Origin of the sequence: Bacillus sp. YC2, assembly GCF_019891195.1 — a bacterium.
Lineage (GTDB): Bacteria > Bacillota > Bacilli > Bacillales > Bacillaceae > Bacillus.
Map to the genome: position 1 here is coordinate 1 of NZ_JAHXDO010000010.1, position 18,993 is coordinate 18,993.

The window sequence follows — 18,993 nt, forward strand, 5'->3', positions numbered from 1 at the left end:
GGGATGCGTATTCAAGATCACATTATATCACCTACGCCATCGGCAGCCTTGTTGGACTTAAAGGTGCTGGCTCAGCTGCGAAAGTAACAAGCAAAATTGCGAAAACTGGTGCTGTCAAAGTGGATAAGGTCTTGGAAGCCGGAGAAAAAGCCGCTGCAAAACATGTAAAAACCGGTATCCAGAAAACAAAAGACTTCACCAGTTCTTTATCAAAAGGAAATCAACCAGCTTTTGCAGGAATTGCCCAGAATATTGAGAATACGCATAATGTGAAGAATACGCCGCTTTTGAAGAAAGAGATTGAAGTACAGAAGTCGAAAGCTTTACAAAAAACTGAGATAATAAAAACACAGAATGTAAAGAAACCTAGAAAAACAATAGTTCCTACAGTAAAAAGTGGTGAATTTAATAATTGGTTCAACTCATTAACAACAAAACAACTTGATGAACTTTGGGCAGATAAAAAAGTTAGAAGAGCAATTGAAAGACAACTAAGAGCACCTGGCGGCATGCACGAATGGCATTTAGTTTCCCGAGCTCCTACTTTTAAACATTGGGATGTTACAGCGGAACAAATAAGAGATTTAAGAACTGCCATAAACGAAGTTGAGTTCGTAAATCCTGCTGGTAAACACGGAGGATTGGGCTCTACAGCTGCCCATAATGAATTGCTAGGAATTATTGATTCATCTTTAAACTATAATATATTTGTCCGCAGATTGAATAATTGGGCAAACTATAGACTTAAAGGTGGAGTGGAAGCCCTGCCAAAAGAATTGAGGATTAAATAATAGGAGGTTTATATGGAACGTCAAAATTACGTATCATTGTGGATCGGAAGTATAAAGGATAATGAATCATTAAGTAAATATGTTGAATTAGCTTACAATGAAGATGAAGGTGATTTTCTTCCTTCCCAATTTTTAATTGACTTTGATATAGATATCGATGATTTAGATGAAGATTTTATAGAAAAAGTGGCACATAAAAAAGAATGTAATGATTTAAAAACATTAATCGAAGGCTGTTCATACGATAGTGTCATTTTACCTCGATTCGAGAAGATATCAGGTACCACAATCCCCAATCATATTAATGCTGCTATTATTTTATATAATTTTGAATATGATGGCAGAAAGAAAGAAATAAATACAAACAATTATATTTTTAAATTTATTGGTGCAGTGTCCTATGTTTGAATTAAAAAGTAATTCATAAAACATTTAAAAAAGGATATAAACAAATCGTATTTAATTACACCGGTAAATTATTTTTATTTTTCAAAAAATTAATCATCCATTGAAATATCAATCGTCAATGGCGAAAAATATTATAAAATTGATCGTAAAGATCCCCATGATCAAAACAGGCAGCATCCAATTTACGGATGCTGCCTTTTACTTTCTATAAAATTTTATGTATAGAATCTAAAAGCTGTTATTTATTTTGCTTTTTAAATATAAAAATAGATATGATGGTAAATAGAATGGCTGTGATGACAATTACCCACAAACTTGAAGCCGTACTGATAAAATGGCCGTTTAACTTGTAGACAATGCCATAATGTTTTTCATATTCCTGTATTTGGTCTGCAGAGGCATTTTTAAACACCTTATCAATCGAGTCTGTCATAAACGCTTTTCTGAACAGAACAGCGGTATGACTGATAGGGAAGTACATGATAATCTTTTGTACAAACGTCGGTACGCCTCCGATTGGCACATATACTCCGCATAAGAAGCCGATGGCTGTTCCGACAATCGTACTTAGTGTTGAAAAGGCATTTTGTGTGTGAATAAAAAGAGTTAAGAATAAATTAATTGAACTCGAAAGAGCAACCGAAAGAATAATGATGCCTAATACTTCAAGCATGCCCGCACCGCTCAAAAGCTTGCTGCCTGTTGAAACGAGAAAAATTTCACACCCCAAAAAGGCAATGAAAGAAAAGATCAAGCCGATGACAAACGAATGAATGACGTAGCTTAACTGAATTGTCGCTCTCGATAAAGGAGCTGTTAAAAAATCATAAGTTCTCTTACTTTCTTTATCTTTCACCATGATCCCAAAGGCACCTAGTGTCGTTGTCACAGCTGTAATAGATAATAATCCGGCCACCATCCATTCGTTCACCATTGCTTTGGAATCATCTGTCGAACCGACCAATACTTTTATGGCATCTAACTGTGTTTGCTGTAAAAATACAGCATATAACAGAATGACGATAAAGACTGACAATAGAGAAAGAAGTAAAAGAGTTCGGTCACGGAAGTAGATTTTAATATTTCTGCTGATTAAACTGGATAAAGACTTCATTTACGCGATACTCCCCTTCTGATCTGACAAAGTGCTCCCTTTTTCTTCGATAATATTGATAAAGACATCATCCATATTCCCTTTTATGACCTCAAAGGATTCTACTTGTCCTTCCAGACTTTTTAAAATCTTAAATGCATCGAGAGTGGACTCTAAACGAAGGGAATAAATCGAGTTTTTTACTGTGTAGGCCAATTGTTTATTTTTAAACCATGCTCTCGGATCAAAGTCCGGTTTAAAAATGATATGCAGACTGTCAAACGCATATTGATCCTTCAGCTGACTCGGTGTGCCTTCTGCGATCAAGCGGCCTTCTTTAATGACCACAACCTGATCAGCTACAGCTGCTTCCTCCATGTAATGCGTGGTTAAAAAGATAGTCATGTTTGTTTCTTCCTGCAGCCTTTTAATCGCACTCCAAACAAATACCCTTGTTTGAGGATCAAGACCTGTGGTAGGCTCATCTAAAAATAAAATGGCCGGTTTATGGATAATAGCGCGGGCAATATCAGCTCGTCTTCTTTGTCCGCCTGATAAATCGCTGTATTTTTTATCCTTAATATCATCTAATTTTAAATAATCTGAAACAAACTGATAGTTTTCCTGAACTTGCGTTTTACTTAAATGATAATATTGTCCGCGATTCATAATATTTTCGTATACAGTTAATCGCTCGTCTAATATGCTTTCTTGAAAGACAACCCCGATTTTCTTGCGAATTTGATTATTCTCTTTTCCCTCACCAAGCGTAAAACCGTCAATCACAACATTCCCGGAAGTTTTTTTGATTAGCGTACAGAGGATATCAATCGTTGTTGATTTCCCTGCACCGTTCGTTCCCAGGAAAGCAAACAGCTCACCTCTTTTTACAGAAAAGGATATCCCTTTAACCGCTTCAAATGATCCATATTTTTTTCGCAGATCTGTTACTGTAATGATTTCTTGTTCTTCTCCCATTCTGTTCACCTCAAAAGTAAGATTACTAAATTATGCTAGATTGATAAGCCTCCGTCAACTGTAATCATTTGTCCAGTAATGTATTTGGATCCATTTTCCGAAAGAAAAAGAGCTAATTCACTTACATCATCTGGGCTGCCTAAATGCTGCATGGGAATCATGTTCACCAATCTGTTTTCATCTAAATTACTAGTCATATCTGATTCTATAAAACCTGGGCATATGGCATTGACTCTTACATTATACTTAGCCATCTCTTTCGCCAGAGTTTTTGTTAGTCCATTAATTCCGGCTTTTGCTGCACTATAATTGGCCTGCCCTTCAATACCTTTCATACCTGATACAGAAGACATATTAATAATTGAGCCATTACCTTGATTAATCATATATTTTGAGACAAATTTACAACAGTTAAAGGTTCCATTCAAGTTGGTATTAATTACATCTTGCCAAGATCTTTGATTCATAAATGTAATTGTTTTATCTTTATTAATTCCTGCATTATTAATCAAACAGTCTATTCGGCCATGGGTATCATAAATTTGTTCAATAAATTCTTTTACTTGATTATAATCTCTAACATCGACGTTCACAGCTGTTGTTGTAGGAAATTTTTCTTCAATCATTCTAGCCTTTTCAACATTTCCTAAATATGTGAAGTAAACCATATAATCATTGTGGTGAAATTTCTCAATAATGGATCGTCCTAAATCTCCCGTACCACCCGTTATAATGACTAATTTTTTCATAATTTAACCCTCAATTATTCTAGAATTTATTTTTATTATACTATCATTTCCAACTTCATTCGTTTCAATTATTAATGTTTCACCTTTTAACTCTAAAGAGACCATTAATTTTAAGAAACCCGATAACGCATTTGAAGTCCCAATACTTCTAGAAATATTTAAATTATTTAAGTCATTAGAGAGCTCTTTTCTTTTTAAATAATCAAAAATGATTTTGTCATTACGATTATTTGACCCATAAATAAGATTTTTTGTTTGTCCCACTTTTAATTCTTTTTCTAAATTGAAAATGATTTTGTCTCTATTATCTTCAGTATGTTGGAAACTGTTAATTTTATGAATATTAGAATAAGAATCTTCACTTTTTTCTATAATAAACGAAATAGCACCTGTAACTGCGTTAACCTGTTCTTGAAGATTACCTAGATGGTAGATAGAGCCTTCTTCATTTCCCTCAACTGCTGTCACAATGGCAACATCAATAACATTATTATTTATATAAAAAGCTGCCATTTTTAATGCGTCTATTCCAGATAAGTTTCCTGAAATCACAGTAGAATTCAAGCCGGTTATACCATAAACAATCGAAGCCCATCCAGAGATATTATTTAACACAGAACTAGAAAATTTCACCGGACTCACAAAATCAGGAGAAGCTTCATAGACATCTGTCATAAAGTGATACGCAGCATCCATAGGATTTAGGGTACTTCCCACAAAAACACCTATTCTTTCTGAGGAATGCTCACTGTACATACTCCCTGCATCAGCTATTGCCTCACTTATTGAGGCAATAGCTAGATTAGTTGCTTTTGTTAACGAACGAAGACCTTTATATTTAACGTATTTTTTTATATCAAAATTCTCCGGCTCCAGAATGCCGTTAATTTCCATTTTATTTTTTATGCTTTCAACGCTTATTTTTTCAGAAAGGACTTTACCTCTTCCAATAATATTCATTTTAATACTCATCTCCATTTTTAACAATCGTCTCTGAATTTCTTAAAAATGATGCTGGAATTGGCGCCGCCAAAAGCATAGGAATTGTTCATTGCATATTCAATAGGAAATGATCTTTTTTTATTTGGTATGCAATCAACATCACAATTTTCATCCTTCAATTCAAAGTTTATGGTCGGAGGTGCAATATTTTCTTTTACGGCATTGCAACATACAATAGCTTCAAGTAAACTTGCAGCTCCCATAGAATGACCGATCATAGACTTAATTGAACTCATCGGAACTTTTTTATTAAATAATTGATTAACTGCATACGATTCAGCCTTATCATTTGCTTGAGTACCTGTACCATGCGCACTAATGTAATTCACATCATCCGTTGTAATATTAGCTTTTTCTATGGCTTTTTCCATGGCATGTATAATTCCTGTTGAATTAGGGTGAGGTGCAGTAATATGATAGGCATCACATGAAACGCCATACCCTTTAATTTCTGCCAAAATATTAGCTCCTCTATTTTTGGCATGCTCTAATTCTTCTAACACTAAACATCCTGATCCTTCGGCAACAAGCATACCATCTCTGTGAGCATCAAATGGTTTACATTCTTTTGAGGCAATAGCCTTCAATCGATTAAACCCATAATAAGCTATGGTTGAGAAAGGATCTTCTCCTGCTGTAAAACAAATGGATTGTTCCCCGCTCCTTATTTTTTCATAACCTTGAATAATTGCATAATTACCGGCAGAACAAGCATTTGCAATAAGCATTGTTTCTCCCTGTAAACTAAATTCTCTACAAGCGTTTGCTAATAATGTATGTAAAAAATCCTGATCTAAAAGATTTTGTGGGCTTGGTTCTTCCAAATACCGTTTGTAGTCTGTTGTTTCAATAGCAATCTCACCCATCGTGGTCCCTACGTATAAATCTGCCTTTTTGTATGTATCAGGATTCAAGTTAGCATTGCTGATAGCATCATACATACTTGCTATTAGTAAATGAGAACCTCTGCCTATAGAATTATAATCATTCACTTTGACATATTTAGAGGGGTCAAAATCATGGATTTGTCCTCCATATTTCGGCTCTAATAACTGTAATCCTTCTTTTTGAATGAGGGTGACACCTGACTCGCCATTCAAGCAAGATTGCCAAAAGTCTCTGGAATTAAGCCCTATTGAAGTAATTGCTCCAGTACCTGTTACTACAACTCTTTTCAAATTATTCATCTCCCGCAATCGTAAAGGTCAATTCTCCGAATGCACATTTCACATCATCAACTTTCACTTCAGCTTTAACAATAGCAGCCTTACTTATTTTCTTTATTATATTTAAAGTAATAATCATCTGATCTCCAGGTACGATAGGCTTCTTAAATTTCACATTGGTGTGATAAAGAAGGGGAAGAGTTTCATCTGCTTCGGCTGAATGATTATTATGTGAAAACAAAAGAATAGCAGTTTGTGCAATAGCTTCTGTTATATATACACCGGGGAAAATCTTTTTATTAGGAAAATGCCCTTGAAAACATGGCTCATTTCCAGTAACATTTTTGATACATGCTATGTTAGAATCACTAATCTCTAGTACTCTATCTACCATCACAAAAGGATATCTTTGCGGTAATATCTCTAAAACCTCATCATGCGACAAAAAAGTCATTTTATTTTCCCTTCATTCTTTCTTCAATAATTGAAATAATATTATTTACAGTTGTAAACCTCTGTAATTCTTCTTCAGGTATCTTTACTTGAAACTCCTTTTCAACGCTAGCTAAAATCTCCAAAGCCATCATAGAATCAGCGTCTAGTTCTTCTACTAGATCAGTATTATCTTTTATTTCATCTGGTTCAACCTCAAGAATGTCAGCAATCATTTCAATTAATTTTTCTTTTTTCTCAATGCTAATTACTGTTTCTAGACTCATGAGAATTCATCCCTTTCATTATATATACTCTGAAACATTTACTACTTTTTGACTTACTTTCATGACATCAAGTTTCATAGGACATTGATAGGATTTACCCTTATATAGTTTGAAATCGCCAATTTGGGTAAAACCTATTTTCTCGTACATTTTTTTTGATTTTTCCCTGCTCTGTAAAAGGAGATGAGTTATTTTTTCAGAGATAATGATATCTTTCACCTTATCAAACAAGAGGTTCATTACTTTGCCCTTCATAGAGATTGTACTAGTAAGGGGAGTTTCTAAAACGACTAATCTCATAACCTCTGCACAGTTTTCGCCATTTTTAGGGACTAAGTTGTGAGTTTGTTCAACCTCTAATAATTCATCCTCTTGCTTTACAATTAAAGTCATAAATCCTACTAATAAATGACCATCGTAACATCCAATTTGGTATGCATGCTCATCAGATTGATCCTTTAGTAAACCGTCTTTATAGTTTTCAGCAGGTACTGATTTTTCTTGGTCTACAAAAATTTTATATCTCACTGAGTACAGTTCATTTTTTTCTTCTTCTGTTTCTAAAATTTTAACTTCTAGCATGATTTCCCCTCCCTCTTATTTGTTAAATAAATAAAACTATTTCATAAGACATAAGGAATTAAAATGGAAAAGCTGAATAAATCCTAAGTTTTTAATTGACTGACATGCAGTTTTGGCTTTATCTCTATACACTAAAGCCTAAGAAAGCGATAATTTTCCCACCGACATTACTTCATTCAGCAGATTTACGATTCATATAATCTAATCAGCTTTTTAGGGACAGATGTAAACGATCTCAGAAAGTTATATAGTTCTACTGCACTGTTTATTTTTAATTGCAGTAATACGTACAGGACAATAGCCTCATCTTAACCCTTTGAATACAGATTACGGGAATGTGATATTCCTCTTCATGTTCACCTCTTCTGTAATTATTTGGCGACTTCTTACTACAAAAAGAAGGTCCTTTTCAGTCTTTTTCTGTGTTTTTTAATTCACGCTCTATTAGGACAAATTACCTTCATATAACCAATATTTTCTTCTCTATATAAAAATAACAAAATATAGGCTTAAGTAAATCCGTATATACCGCCAACAAAATGACGGAATCACGCCTAATATTAGCAGAAAATCATATAAATTTAATTTTCACACAAAAAAAATCATCAAGTACAGATACCATAGTCTCATTACAAGCAAGGAGCAAGTATAATTTAGATTAATATTTAAAGACAAAAAGAACAAATGGAAAAGAAAATTAAAAAAATGCTTGATTTAAAGAGTAGAAAAAATTGATGAGTGAATTTACCACTTTTTCTTCGAGGGTATCTAGATTCAAATCAAGAAAAACGATATAATATCCTAGTGAGTGTCAATAAAGGTATGATTTTCAATGTAATAGTCTCTATTTTGTATAGAAGGAGTTTTTATTGTTTTGCACCCTGAAAAGCACTATAGAGTACGATTTACAAAAAACTACAGGTGAATTAGCGTATAATGATTACTCTTCTTCCGCTTTTCATTAATGATCATTATAGCTAGCCCATATGATCTAGGATGATAAAGAACACTTCCAAGCAGTATTGAACATTCTGTCTCCCTTCTATGCTTAAACAGGATAATATTAGAACTCATCAATAAAAGTGGAAGATAGTGAAAAAAGAAAGATTCACTCTTACCGTATGCATTTCAATCAAGTCAATTACATGATAATCATTGAAATTAATATAAACACAATTGCTATCATTACTTTGCCCATGGAATGGAGTAAATCAATTGAAAATCAAAGTATTGCTGTTAGATGATCATATAATGGTATTACAGGGTATTACACAATTATTAGAGCAGGACAAAGATATTGAAGTAGTTGGTGCTTTATCAGATCCAGCTGATCTTCATAAAGAAATAATCTGTACCAGCCCAAATGTACTGATTATTGATATTAGAATGAAATCTTTTAACGGCATTTCCCTAACAAGAATAATTAAGGAAACTTTTCCGGAGCTTAAAGTAGTTGTTTTGTCTGGATATGATTATGATGAATATATAACAGCAGCCTATAAGGCAGGGGCAAATGCTTATGTAAGGAAGGAAAGTTCAATTAATGAGTTGGTCGCTGCTGTAAAACAATCTTATGCAGACAACCGAATATTCCCTAAACTCATTTTAAACCTTGCAGGCGAGAGTCTTACTCAGAAAGAGCGAGAAGTGTTGAAGCTAATAGCAGAGGATAAAACGAATATGGAGATCAGTGCTGAATTAACAATTAGTAAAAGAACCGTAGAACGTCACATCTCTTCCATTATTCAGAAGCTGGAAGCCAATTCAAGAGTCGGCGCAGTTGTAAACGGAATGAAACAGGGTCTGTTGAATGTCTGAAAGAGTTATTAATCATAACAGACAATTAAAAGACAATCTTTTAATAAATAGAAGCAGGTCATCCCTCATCGGGATCCTGCTTCTTCTTTTAAAATCAACTGCGCCACACACTCCACATGATTCGTATGCGGAAACATATCCACAGGCTGCACTTCGAGCGTAGCATACCCGCCATCCTCAAGCACCCGCAAATCCCTCGCAAGCGTGCCTGGATTACAGGACACATACACCACCCGCTTCGGCTTCATCTCTATAATCGTCCGCAGGAGGGCTTCGTCGCAGCCTTTTCTTGGCGGGTCGACGACTAGCGTGTCGGCCGTGATGCCTTCTTCATACCACTTTGGAATCACGGTTTCCGCTTCTCCGACTGCGAATTCCGCGTTTGTGATGCCGTTTAGCTCAGCATTTCGTTTGGCGTCTTCAATTGCTTCCGGCACAATCTCTACACCGTACACTTTTTTCGCCTGCTTCGCCAAGAATAGAGAAATCGTTCCGATGCCGCAGTAGGCGTCGATGACGGTTTCTTCTCCTTGCAGCTCCGCGTACTCAAGCGCTTTGTCGTAGAGCACTTTTGTCTGTTCCGGGTTGACCTGATAGAACGATCTGGCGGAGATGGCGAATTTGACGTCTCCGATGAGGTCGTAGATGTATTCTTCGCCCCAGATGACGTTTGTTTCGTTCCCAAAGATCACGTTTGTTTTGTTTGGGTTGATGTTTTGCACGATTGATTTGACGTGCGGGAATTTGACCGTGATGTCTTCAATGATCTTCGCTTTGTGCGGGAAGTCGTTTGTTCTTGTGATGAAGACGATCATCATTTCGCCTGTAACCACGCCGTATCTGACCATGATGTGGCGGAGCCAGCCTTTGTGGCGTTCTTCGTTGTAAGCTTTGACACCGTATGATGCGCAAATGTCTTTAACGGCTTGGACGGCTTCGTCGTTTTTGGATTGCTGGATGAGGCAGGCGCTCATGTCGATGATGTCATGGCTTCTTTGCTGATAGAATCCTGCGACGAGTCCGCCTTCCCTTTCTCCGACCGGGACTTGGGCTTTGTTTCTGTAGTTCCACGGGTCTTCCATGCCGAGGGTCGGGTGGACGGTGACATTTGAGAGGTCGAGTTTTCCGATTCTCTCGAGTACATCTTTTACTTGTTTTTGTTTAAACAGCAGCTGGCCTTCGTAAGTCATATGCTGAAGCTGGCAGCCGCCGCATTGCTTGTAGATCGGGCACGGGGCGTCCGTTCTGTGCGGGCTTTCTTCTTTCAGCTCCATGAGGCGTCCGAAAGCGAAGCCTTTTTTGACGCGTGTCACTTTGATTTGGGCCTTTTCTTCCGGGAGGGCGTTCGGGACGAAGATCGGGAATCCTTCGACTTTGGCGACGCCTGCTCCTTCGTGTGTCAAGTCTTCGAAGACGACATCATAGTATTCGTTTTTTTCCACTGGCGGTTTGATTTTCATGTTTGTTCACCTCTTCTGTTAAGCAAGAAAAACTTGGCCGTGCAGGGCCAAGTTTTTTTAATCATCCAGCTGTTCCGCTTTTTCCTTCGGCATGACGACGTGAATGTGGCGGTACAGATTCACGAATTCGCCCGGCAGCATGCCGCCGTACTCGCCGTCCAGGTTCAGCTGCATCTTTTCTGATACATTGACTTTCACGCGGTTCGCTTTTGTGTAAATAATGTGCTGATCGTTAATATGATCGCCTCTGAGCGCCATGCTCGCGACTCTGATAAATTCGGCGAGATTGGCTTTCTTCAAAATAATCAAATCAAACATGCCGTCATTCAGGCTGGAATCAGGGGCAAGCTTCTCAAATCCGCCGACCGAGTTGGTCAGCGTCACTAAAAACAGCATGATTTCGCCTTGGAACAGCTTGCCGTCATATTCAATCTCGACCTCTGTCGGACGGAGGGAAGGCAGCATTTCCATTCCTTTTAAATAATAAGCAAGCTGGCCGAGCATTGTCTTCAGTTTGCTTGGCACATCATATGTCAGCTCCGTTAAGCGGCCCCCGCCGGCAATATTAATAAAATATTGTCCGTTGACCTGGCCAATGTCAATCGGGCGGGCGACGCCGTTAATGACGGTGTCAGTTGCGTTCAATATGTTCTCTCTCGGGATGCCGAGCGCTCTTGCGAAGTCATTTGTCGTGCCGACCGGGATGATGCCGAGTGTCGGGCGGCTGTCTAAAGGCGCGAGTCCGTTGACGACTTCATTAATCGTTCCGTCTCCGCCGGCGGCGATAATCAGGTCAAAATCCCGCAATGCGGCTTCTTTTGCGGCATGAGTCGCGTCTCCGGCGCATGTGGTGGCATGGGTGGAGGTTTCATAACCCGCTTGTTCAAATTTTTGCAGGACCTGGGCAAGATTTTTCTTAAAAAGCTCCCGTCCAGAAGTTGGATTATATATTATGCGTGCACGTTTCATTATCTCATCATCCTACTTAAGAGTATCCGATCCATTATTAACACTAACAACCTTTAATTATACTATGAGTTGAGAAAATCGCAACAATATGTACAGGATTTGGCAGAAGAAAAAAAGGCCCCGGCTCCGTTTAAGGAGCCAAGGCCCGCTGTTTTACTCTTCTTCAGTTCCAGGTTTTTTCTTACGGAATTTCGCCAATACTTCATATACGATCGGCACAATCAGAAGGGTAAGCAAGGTCGAACTGATTAAACCGCCGATAACGGTGACACCGAGTCCTTTGGAGATGACCTGGCTTCCGCCTTCAAAGCCCAATGCCAATGGAAGCAGGGCGCCGATTGTCGCAATCGCCGTCATCAGAATCGGACGCAATCTCGTAGAGCCGGCTTCAAGGAGCGCTTCTCTCGTCGATAAGCCTTCCGCTTCTTTATGGATGACGCGGTCAATTAAGACAATCGCATTTGTGACGACGATTCCGATCAGCATGAGCATACCGATCATGGCGTTCAGACTGACCGTCTCTCCCGATACATACAGTCCGACTAATGCGCCGATGACCGTAAACGGAAGCGAGAACAGAATCGCAAACGGCGCTAATGCTCCGCCGAATGTAATCACAAGAACAAGATATACGATCGCAACTGCGGCAAGCATCGCTAAACCGAGCTTCGTAAAGGAATCCGCGATATCTGCGGATACACCGCCGGTATCGATCGATACATTATCCGGCAGATCCAATTTATCAACTTTCTTTTGTACGGCCGCTGACACTTTCGTTACATTGTCAGATGTGACTTCTGCTGTTATGTCAGCATATAACTTTCCATCGCGTCTGGACACTGTATCTGATGTCGAGCCGTTTTTCACTTTCGCCACGTCGCCGATTTTTACTTCTTGGCCTGCAGGCGATGTGATGGTTTTGTCCTCTAATTCTTTCACACTCTTATACTGGTCTTTTTCAGTCTGAATGTTGACGTCAAGCTCTTTGCCGTCTTTCTTCACCGTTGTTAAAGGCGACTGTGACGTTTGTGACATGAGAGCTTGGGAGATTTGCGAAGCCGTTAAGCCGAGCTTGCTGAGTTTCTCCTGGTCAGCGACGAATGTGTACTCATCATATGTGCTGGAAAGGCCTGAATTTACGCCTTTCAGATCCTTCTGCTTTTTCATGATGTCTTCGATGTCTTTGACCGTGCCTTTAATATCAGACTCTGAATCTCCGTAAACGTAATACGTCAATTCATTGTTGTTGCCAGACGAACTGAAATTTTGTGTTTTCCATTCGCCGCGGCTGGATGTTTTTTTGATTTCATTTAAGATATTGTCTTTTTCTTTGTCAAAATCAGGCGTGTCTTCCTCGTATTTCACGTAGAACAATGCGCCGTTTGAGCTGCCGCCGAGCGGGCTTTGCGAACCTAATGAATATTGAACCGTGTCGACATGTTTACGTTTCAGCAGCAAGTCTTCAGCTTTTTGCGCAGCTTTTTCCGCTTCGCTTTTCGTTTCGCCCGGTTCAGGCGTATATGTGAGCTGTATCGTTTTGTCTGCTCCTGACGGCAGATAGCTCGCGCCGATCAGCGGTACGAGGAACAAACTTCCGACAAGCATCAGAACCGCGACAATGGATGTAATCCATTTATGGCTTAAAGACCAATTCAGCACTTTTTTATAGAAATTGGCCAATCTGCCCGGCTTATGCTCTTTTGCTTTAACAGACGCGCCTGAGAGCGATTTTTTGAATAAGCTGTGCGCCAGCATCGGCACCAATGTGATCGAAATCAAAAGTGATGCGGCAAGCGCAAAGACGATGGTTAATGCAAACGGCATAAACAATTGCCCGATCTGTCCGCCGACCATGGCGAGCGGCAGGAATACGGCAATGGTTACGATCGTTGATGACATGATCGGTTTAAACATTTCCTTCGTCGCTTCACGAACCAATTGCTTCCCGCGTAAAGGTTCATCTTTCAGCCTCATGCGGCGGTAAATATTTTCAATGACGACAATGGAATCATCGACCACCCGTCCGATGGCGACCGTCATCGCACCGAGCGTCATAATGTTTAAGGTGACATCAAGCTGATTCAGCACGAGAAGCGCAATCAGCAGTGACAGCGGGATGGAAACGATAGAAATCATCGTTGATTTAATATCTCTTAAGAATAAGAGAATGATCACGACCGCAAAGATCGCGCCGAAAATCGCTTTGCTTAACATCGTATCCACTGACTCTGTAATCGGCTCTGCCATATCAAGAGTCGAGCTGTACTTGAACCCTTTATGGTCTTTTTTGTATTGCTTCAGTTCATCTTTAATCGCATCGGCCACTTCTACCGTGTTGGCATCATTTGCTTTTACGATGTTGATGCCGATGCTGTCTTTTCCGTTTGTCCGGGAAATGGATTCTGCTTTTTTCACGTCTTTAATATCCGCAATGTCAGAAAGCTTAACTGTCGGCACCTCTGTGCCCGCGCTTTGCTGCGGCTGCTGTGCTGCCTGCGCGCCTGCTGCTGACGATGCGCTTGCGCCTGATGCCGCACTGCTTGCTGAGCCGGCTGCTGACGTAACCGGAATTCTCATATCTTTTAAATCTTTAATTGACGTAATATTGCCGTTGACGACAACTGATTTTTCTTTGTTGCCGAACGTGTACAGCCCAAGCGGCGTGTTGACGTCAGAGCCTTGGATTACTTTCTTGACGGTATCTTCATCAAGTCCGTACTCTTTCATTTTTTTGTCTTTGAAAGAGAATTCCACTTGCTCTTCCTGCTGTCCTGAAACTTGTACAGAGGCAACGCCTTGGATTCCTTCGAGTTTAGGGACAAGAGTATTTTCCACGTTTTTGGTCAGATCTTCAAGCGAGCTCTTATCACTTGTCACACTGAGCGTCAAAATCGGGAAGGAATTCACGCTGAAGCGGGAAATATCAGGTTTCTTTGCGTCATCAGGAAGGCTGACATTATCCAATGCTTCAGAGACCTCGGTTTTTGCCTTGTCCATATCTTTCTCATAATCATATTCAATCATGACCGATGATACGTTTTCAGAGGAAGTGGACGATACTACGCTCACGCCTTCTAAATTTTGCACGGCCTGTTCAATCGGTTTCGTCACTTCATCCGCAACTTGACTCGGAGCGGCTCCGGGATAAGTCGTATTTACTGAGAGGTAGGGCATGTTTACGTCCGGTATGGATTCCTGCTTCATATTCAGACCGGCATACAGCCCAGCTATAGTAACGATAATCGTCATCAGCCAAACCGCGAATTTGTTCTTCAGTACAAAGTTAATAATGTGGTTCATCGTATCCTCCGTTATTTGTTATTGACTGACTGGTCATTCTATATAATACTAAACGGTATAACTCAACATCGTCAACCAAAAAGCCAGTAAATTTTTCTAAATTTTTGAAGGATTAAGGGGAAGCACGTCATGAACGAAAAAAAAGAGAAAATCATAAAAACCGGCATCCGTTTATTTGCCAAAAAAGGATTTTCTTCCACAACCATTCAGGAAATCGCTGTTGAATGCGGAATATCAAAAGGAGCTTTTTATCTCCATTTTAAATCGAAAGAAGACCTTCTTTTGTCAGCATGTGAATATTACATCGGCATGTCTATGGAAGAAGTAAAGAAAATTAAAGCAGAAAATCAGACTAAACCGCCTAAGGAGGTTTTCAAAAAACAGATTGCCTACCAATTCCAAGAATTCTTGGAGCATAAGGACTTTATCATTCTTTTACTGAGTGAGAAGATCATTCCTGAAAACCAAAAAGTAAAACAATCCTTTCATGAGGCAAACATTCAATTTAACAGGCTCTACCGGGAGGCTTTGCTGTCGTCTTACGGAGAAAGCATCACACCGTTTTTAGCGGACGCATCCGTTATGGCGCAAGGGATTGTGAGCTCCTATATTCATTTCTTGATTTTTAATGAGAACATGGCGTTTCAGACGGAACAGGTGGCGGAATTTCTGATCAAAAGGATTGATGATCTTGTGACGGGCCTGATTGAGGAGAATCCCGATCCGCTGCTGCCCGAGGACATTTTCACCCAGCCTCCGCCGCATATAGAAGAGCTGTTAAAGGAAATACGAAAGGTAAAAGGACAGCATGGATTGCCTGAGGATGTCATCGTGTCGCTTGAGGTGATTGAAGAAGAATGCGCTAAGGAGGAGCCCCGCAAACCGATTATTAAAGGAATGCTTTCCAATTTAGCCGGCAGCGGCAATGATCAAATTGAGACATTGCGTTCCTCTATTGAAGCGTATTTCAGCTAGAGGTCATATAAAAAGAGACCGGAACTTTTCCGGTCTCAATGTCAGCAGCGCCTTCGGACAGGCGGCTGCTTTTTTATCGTTTCTTGATTTCTTCAAGTAAAATCTTGTTCACCATCGGCGGGTTGGCTTGTCCTTTTGAGGCTTTCATAATCTGCCCGACAAGGAAGCCGATCGCGCGGTCTTTCCCATTTTTGAAGTCCTCGATGGACTGAGGATTGCCGTCAAGCGCTTCTGTGACCAGCTTGAGAAGCACGCTTTCGTCAGAAATCTGCACGAGGCCTTTTTCTTTGACGATTTTTTCAGCGTCGCCGCCTTTTTCAATTAATTCTTTGAAGACCTTCTTCGCGATTTTAGAAGAAATGGTTCCTTTTTCAATCAATTGAATCATGCCGGCAAGGCCTTCCGGCGTCAGCGCCACATCAGAAAGCTCCTTTTGCTCAGCGTTCAGATAAGCTGACACTTCACCCATGAGCCAGTTTGATGCCTGCTTTGCTTCGGCGCCTTTTTTGACTGTTTCTTCGAAGAAATCAGCCATTTCTTTTGTAAGCGTCAATACCATGGCATCATATGCAGGCAGTCCGAGCTCTTCGATATAACGCTTGCGGCGTTCATCCGGAAGCTCAGGAATGCTGGCCTTTACGCGCTCTTTCCATTCGTCATCGATGTAAAGCTCGACAAGATCCGGTTCTGGGAAGTAGCGGTAGTCGTCTGACCCTTCTTTAATACGCATAAGAATGGTTTTTTTCGTTGCTTCGTCATAGCGGCGTGTTTCCTGCTGGATGATTCCGCCGGAAAGAAGAACCTGCTCCTGGCGTTTTTCTTCGTGCTCAAGGCCTTTTTGAACGAACGCGAAGGAGTTCAGGTTTTTCAGCTCTGTTTTTGTGCCGAATTTCTCTTGGCCGATCGGGCGGAGGGAAATGTTGGCGTCACAGCGCAGCGATCCTTCTTCCATTTTACAGTCAGAAACGCCTGTGTACTGAATAATTGATTTCAGTTTTTCAAGGTATGCGTATGCTTCCTCCGGTGTGCGGATGTCCGGCTCAGACACGATTTCAACCAGCGGCGTGCCTTGGCGGTTGAAGTCAACGAGGGAATAGCCGTCGCCTGTATGCGTCAGTTTTCCCGCATCTTCCTCAAGGTGAAGACGGGTGATCCCGATTTTTTTCGTTTTTCCGCCGACTTCAATTTCAATCCAGCCGTTTTCGCCGATCGGCTTGTCGAATTGAGAAATTTGATACGCCTTCGGGTTATCCGGATAGAAATAGTTTTTACGGTCAAACTTCGTATCCGTCGCGATTTCGCAGTTTAGGGCCATAGCGGCTTTCATTGCGAATTCGACTGCCTCTTTGTTTAACACGGGCAATACGCCCGGGTAGCCGAGGTCGATAACGCTCGTTTGGGTATTTGCATCCGCACCGAATGGCGTCGGAGAGCTTGAGAAAATTTTAGATTTCGTTTTTAACTCCACATGGACTTCTAGTCCGATTACCGTTTCAAAGTTCACTTCATTTCACCCCTTACAGTTCAGGTTTTGCTTTATGATGGTCTGTTGCCTGTTCAAACGCATGAGCGACACGGTACACAGTGCCTTCATCGAAGTGTTTTCCGATGATTTGCAGCCCGAGCGGCAGTCCGTCCGTAAATCCGCACGGCACGCTGATTCCCGGTACGCCCGCAAGGTTGACAGGGATCGTTAAAATATCGTTGGCGTACATTGTCAGCGGATCGCTTGTTTTCTCGCCGATTTTAAATGCCGGTGTCGGCGTTGTCGGTCCGACGATGACGTCATATTTCTCAAATACGTCTTCAAAGTCTTTTTTAATGAGTGTGCGCACTTTTTGCGCTTTTTTGTAGTACGCGTCATAGTAGCCTGAGCTGAGAGCGAATGTGCCGAGCATAATACGGCGTTTCACTTCGTTGCCGAAGCCTTCTGAGCGTGTTTGTTTATACAGGTCGATCAGGTTGTCCGCATTGTCTGTGCGGTATCCGTAGCGGATGCCGTCAAAGCGTGCAAGGTTCGCAGACGCTTCTGAAGAGGACAGCAGGTAATACGTCGCAAGGGCGTATTTACTGTGCGGAAGAGATACTTCTTCCCATGTTGCGCCGAGACCCTCAAGCACCTTCAAAGCGGCAAGAACGGATTCCTTCGCTTCTTTGCCGACGCCTTCGCCGAGATATTCTTTCGGAACGGCAATTTTTAAGCCTTTAATATCGCCCGTTAATGAAGAAAGAAAGTCAGGCACATCCACATTGGCGCTAGTCGCATCCATTTTGTCAGCGCCTGCAATCGCTTGAAGCAAAAATGCGTTGTCTTCTACCGTTCTTGTGATCGGGCCGATTTGGTCTAATGAAGAGGCAAAGGCAACTAAACCGTAACGTGACACGCGTCCGTATGTAGGCTTTAATCCGACAACGCCGCAGAATGAAGCCGGCTGGCGGATGGAGCCGCCTGTGTCAGATCCGAGTGAAAACGGCACTTCTCCCGCTGCAACCGCAGCCGCAGAGCCGCCGCTTGAACCGCCGGGAACCGTATCCAGATTCCAAGGGTTTTTCGTGGCTTTGTACGCGGAGTTTTCGGTTGAAGACCCCATCGCGAATTCGTCCATGTTCAGCTTTCCGATTGTGACAGCTTCAGCAGCCTGAAGGCGCTCGACAACCGTCGCATCGTAAATAGGATCAAAGTTTTCAAGAATTTTGCTTGAACATGTCGTGCGAAGCCCTTTTGTCACGATGTTGTCTTTGACGCCGATCGGCATTCCGAACAGAAGTCCGTGTTCAGAACGGCCGTCCACCGCTTCATCGAGCTCTTTTGCGTAAGCGCGCGCTTTTTCTTCATCAAGCTGCAAAAACGCCTGCACCTTATCATCCACGGATGCGATCCGTTTGTAAGATTCATCAACAAGATCAGAAATTTTGATCTCTTTTTTATGTATCATTTGTTTCAGTTCTGTGATTTTGTGATCAAATAATGACATACTGTCTC

Annotated in this window: 16 protein-coding genes and 1 pseudogene; 4 read left to right on the plus strand and 13 right to left on the minus strand. The window is 40.9% G+C overall.

The window, feature by feature from the left end:
• Positions 1–791: pseudogene (locus KY305_RS15290) on the plus strand (hypothetical protein); the annotation flags it as partial.
• Positions 792–803: 12 nt separating this feature from the next.
• The gene (locus tag KY305_RS15295; RefSeq protein ID WP_223063271.1) at positions 804–1,199 is read left to right on the plus strand and encodes an immunity 22 family protein; all 396 of its coding nucleotides are present in this window, start codon (positions 804–806) and stop codon (positions 1,197–1,199) included.
• A 238-nt stretch (positions 1,200–1,437) separates the two neighbouring features.
• On the opposite strand, the gene KY305_RS15300 is transcribed toward KY305_RS15295, so the two are convergent.
• From KY305_RS15300 to KY305_RS15335, 8 genes are read right to left on the minus strand one after another with little or no spacing between them, the layout of a single operon-like run.
• A complete protein-coding gene (locus KY305_RS15300; protein WP_223063272.1) occupies positions 1,438–2,313 on the minus strand; it encodes an ABC transporter permease in 876 nt (291 codons plus the stop codon).
• Complete coding sequence (locus KY305_RS15305; RefSeq protein ID WP_223063273.1) at positions 2,314–3,270, minus strand: ABC transporter ATP-binding protein; 957 nt, start codon at positions 3,268–3,270, stop codon at positions 2,314–2,316.
• Positions 3,271–3,305: 35 nt separating this feature from the next.
• The gene (gene fabG / locus KY305_RS15310; RefSeq protein WP_223063274.1) at positions 3,306–4,019 is read right to left on the minus strand and encodes a 3-oxoacyl-ACP reductase FabG; all 714 of its coding nucleotides are present in this window, start codon (positions 4,017–4,019) and stop codon (positions 3,306–3,308) included.
• A gap of 3 nt (positions 4,020–4,022) precedes the next feature.
• Positions 4,023–4,979 (minus strand): beta-ketoacyl synthase N-terminal-like domain-containing protein, encoded by a 957-nt coding sequence (locus KY305_RS15315; RefSeq protein ID WP_223063275.1) that lies wholly within the window; start codon positions 4,977–4,979, stop codon positions 4,023–4,025.
• Between the two features lie 20 nt (positions 4,980–4,999).
• Positions 5,000–6,199 (minus strand): beta-ketoacyl-[acyl-carrier-protein] synthase family protein, encoded by a 1,200-nt coding sequence (locus tag KY305_RS15320; protein WP_223063276.1) that lies wholly within the window; start codon positions 6,197–6,199, stop codon positions 5,000–5,002.
• A 1-nt stretch (position 6,200) separates the two neighbouring features.
• On the minus strand, positions 6,201–6,641 hold the full coding sequence (fabZ, locus tag KY305_RS15325; protein ID WP_223063277.1) for a 3-hydroxyacyl-ACP dehydratase FabZ: 441 nt from the start codon (positions 6,639–6,641) through the stop codon (positions 6,201–6,203).
• Between the two features lies 1 nt (position 6,642).
• Positions 6,643–6,906, minus strand: coding sequence for an acyl carrier protein (locus KY305_RS15330; protein ID WP_223063278.1), 264 nt, complete (start codon positions 6,904–6,906; stop codon positions 6,643–6,645).
• A gap of 18 nt (positions 6,907–6,924) precedes the next feature.
• The gene (locus tag KY305_RS15335; RefSeq protein ID WP_223063279.1) at positions 6,925–7,488 is read right to left on the minus strand and encodes an N-acyl amino acid synthase FeeM domain-containing protein; all 564 of its coding nucleotides are present in this window, start codon (positions 7,486–7,488) and stop codon (positions 6,925–6,927) included.
• Between the two features lie 1,215 nt (positions 7,489–8,703).
• Between KY305_RS15335 and KY305_RS15340 the strand changes: the two genes are divergently transcribed.
• On the plus strand, positions 8,704–9,306 hold the full coding sequence (locus tag KY305_RS15340) for a response regulator (protein WP_223063280.1): 603 nt from the start codon (positions 8,704–8,706) through the stop codon (positions 9,304–9,306).
• 65 nt (positions 9,307–9,371) lie between these two features.
• Here the strand turns inward: KY305_RS15340 and rlmD are convergent, their stop codons facing one another.
• From rlmD to KY305_RS15355, 3 genes are all read right to left on the minus strand, one after another.
• Complete coding sequence (gene rlmD, locus KY305_RS15345; protein ID WP_223063281.1) at positions 9,372–10,766, minus strand: 23S rRNA (uracil(1939)-C(5))-methyltransferase RlmD; 1,395 nt, start codon at positions 10,764–10,766, stop codon at positions 9,372–9,374.
• Between the two features lie 57 nt (positions 10,767–10,823).
• On the minus strand, positions 10,824–11,735 hold the full coding sequence (locus KY305_RS15350; protein ID WP_223063282.1) for a diacylglycerol kinase: 912 nt from the start codon (positions 11,733–11,735) through the stop codon (positions 10,824–10,826).
• A gap of 153 nt (positions 11,736–11,888) precedes the next feature.
• Positions 11,889–15,035, minus strand: coding sequence for an efflux RND transporter permease subunit (locus KY305_RS15355; protein ID WP_223063283.1), 3,147 nt, complete (start codon positions 15,033–15,035; stop codon positions 11,889–11,891).
• A gap of 129 nt (positions 15,036–15,164) precedes the next feature.
• On the opposite strand from KY305_RS15355, the gene KY305_RS15360 reads away from it, so the two are divergent.
• The gene (locus KY305_RS15360) at positions 15,165–16,010 is read left to right on the plus strand and encodes a TetR/AcrR family transcriptional regulator (protein ID WP_223063284.1); all 846 of its coding nucleotides are present in this window, start codon (positions 15,165–15,167) and stop codon (positions 16,008–16,010) included.
• A gap of 73 nt (positions 16,011–16,083) precedes the next feature.
• Here KY305_RS15360 and gatB read toward each other — a convergent pair whose 3' ends face one another.
• Positions 16,084–17,514, minus strand: coding sequence for an Asp-tRNA(Asn)/Glu-tRNA(Gln) amidotransferase subunit GatB (gatB, locus tag KY305_RS15365; RefSeq protein WP_214800491.1), 1,431 nt, complete (start codon positions 17,512–17,514; stop codon positions 16,084–16,086).
• Between the two features lie 13 nt (positions 17,515–17,527).
• Positions 17,528–18,985, minus strand: a complete 1,458-nt coding sequence (gatA, locus tag KY305_RS15370) for an Asp-tRNA(Asn)/Glu-tRNA(Gln) amidotransferase subunit GatA (protein ID WP_214800492.1) — start codon at positions 18,983–18,985, stop codon at positions 17,528–17,530.
• Between the last annotated feature and the right edge of the window lie 8 nt (positions 18,986–18,993).

Coding starts and splice junctions, on each gene's coding strand:
- fabZ (WP_223063277.1), bottom strand. CDS start 6,641: ATGACTTTTTTGTCGCATGATGAGGTTTTAGAGATATTACCGCAAAGA.
- KY305_RS15355 (WP_223063283.1), bottom strand. CDS start 15,035: ATGAACCACATTATTAACTTTGTACTGAAGAACAAATTCGCGGTTTGG.
- KY305_RS15295 (WP_223063271.1), top strand. CDS start 804: ATGGAACGTCAAAATTACGTATCATTGTGGATCGGAAGTATAAAGGAT.
- KY305_RS15330 (WP_223063278.1), bottom strand. CDS start 6,906: ATGAGTCTAGAAACAGTAATTAGCATTGAGAAAAAAGAAAAATTAATT.
- KY305_RS15300 (WP_223063272.1), bottom strand. CDS start 2,313: ATGAAGTCTTTATCCAGTTTAATCAGCAGAAATATTAAAATCTACTTC.
- gatA (WP_214800492.1), bottom strand. CDS start 18,985: ATGTCATTATTTGATCACAAAATCACAGAACTGAAACAAATGATACAT.
- fabG (WP_223063274.1), bottom strand. CDS start 4,019: ATGAAAAAATTAGTCATTATAACGGGTGGTACGGGAGATTTAGGACGA.
- KY305_RS15335 (WP_223063279.1), bottom strand. CDS start 7,488: ATGCTAGAAGTTAAAATTTTAGAAACAGAAGAAGAAAAAAATGAACTG.
- KY305_RS15305 (WP_223063273.1), bottom strand. CDS start 3,270: ATGGGAGAAGAACAAGAAATCATTACAGTAACAGATCTGCGAAAAAAA.
- KY305_RS15315 (WP_223063275.1), bottom strand. CDS start 4,979: ATGAATATTATTGGAAGAGGTAAAGTCCTTTCTGAAAAAATAAGCGTT.
- KY305_RS15360 (WP_223063284.1), top strand. CDS start 15,165: ATGAACGAAAAAAAAGAGAAAATCATAAAAACCGGCATCCGTTTATTT.
- KY305_RS15350 (WP_223063282.1), bottom strand. CDS start 11,735: ATGAAACGTGCACGCATAATATATAATCCAACTTCTGGACGGGAGCTT.
- rlmD (WP_223063281.1), bottom strand. CDS start 10,766: ATGAAAATCAAACCGCCAGTGGAAAAAAACGAATACTATGATGTCGTC.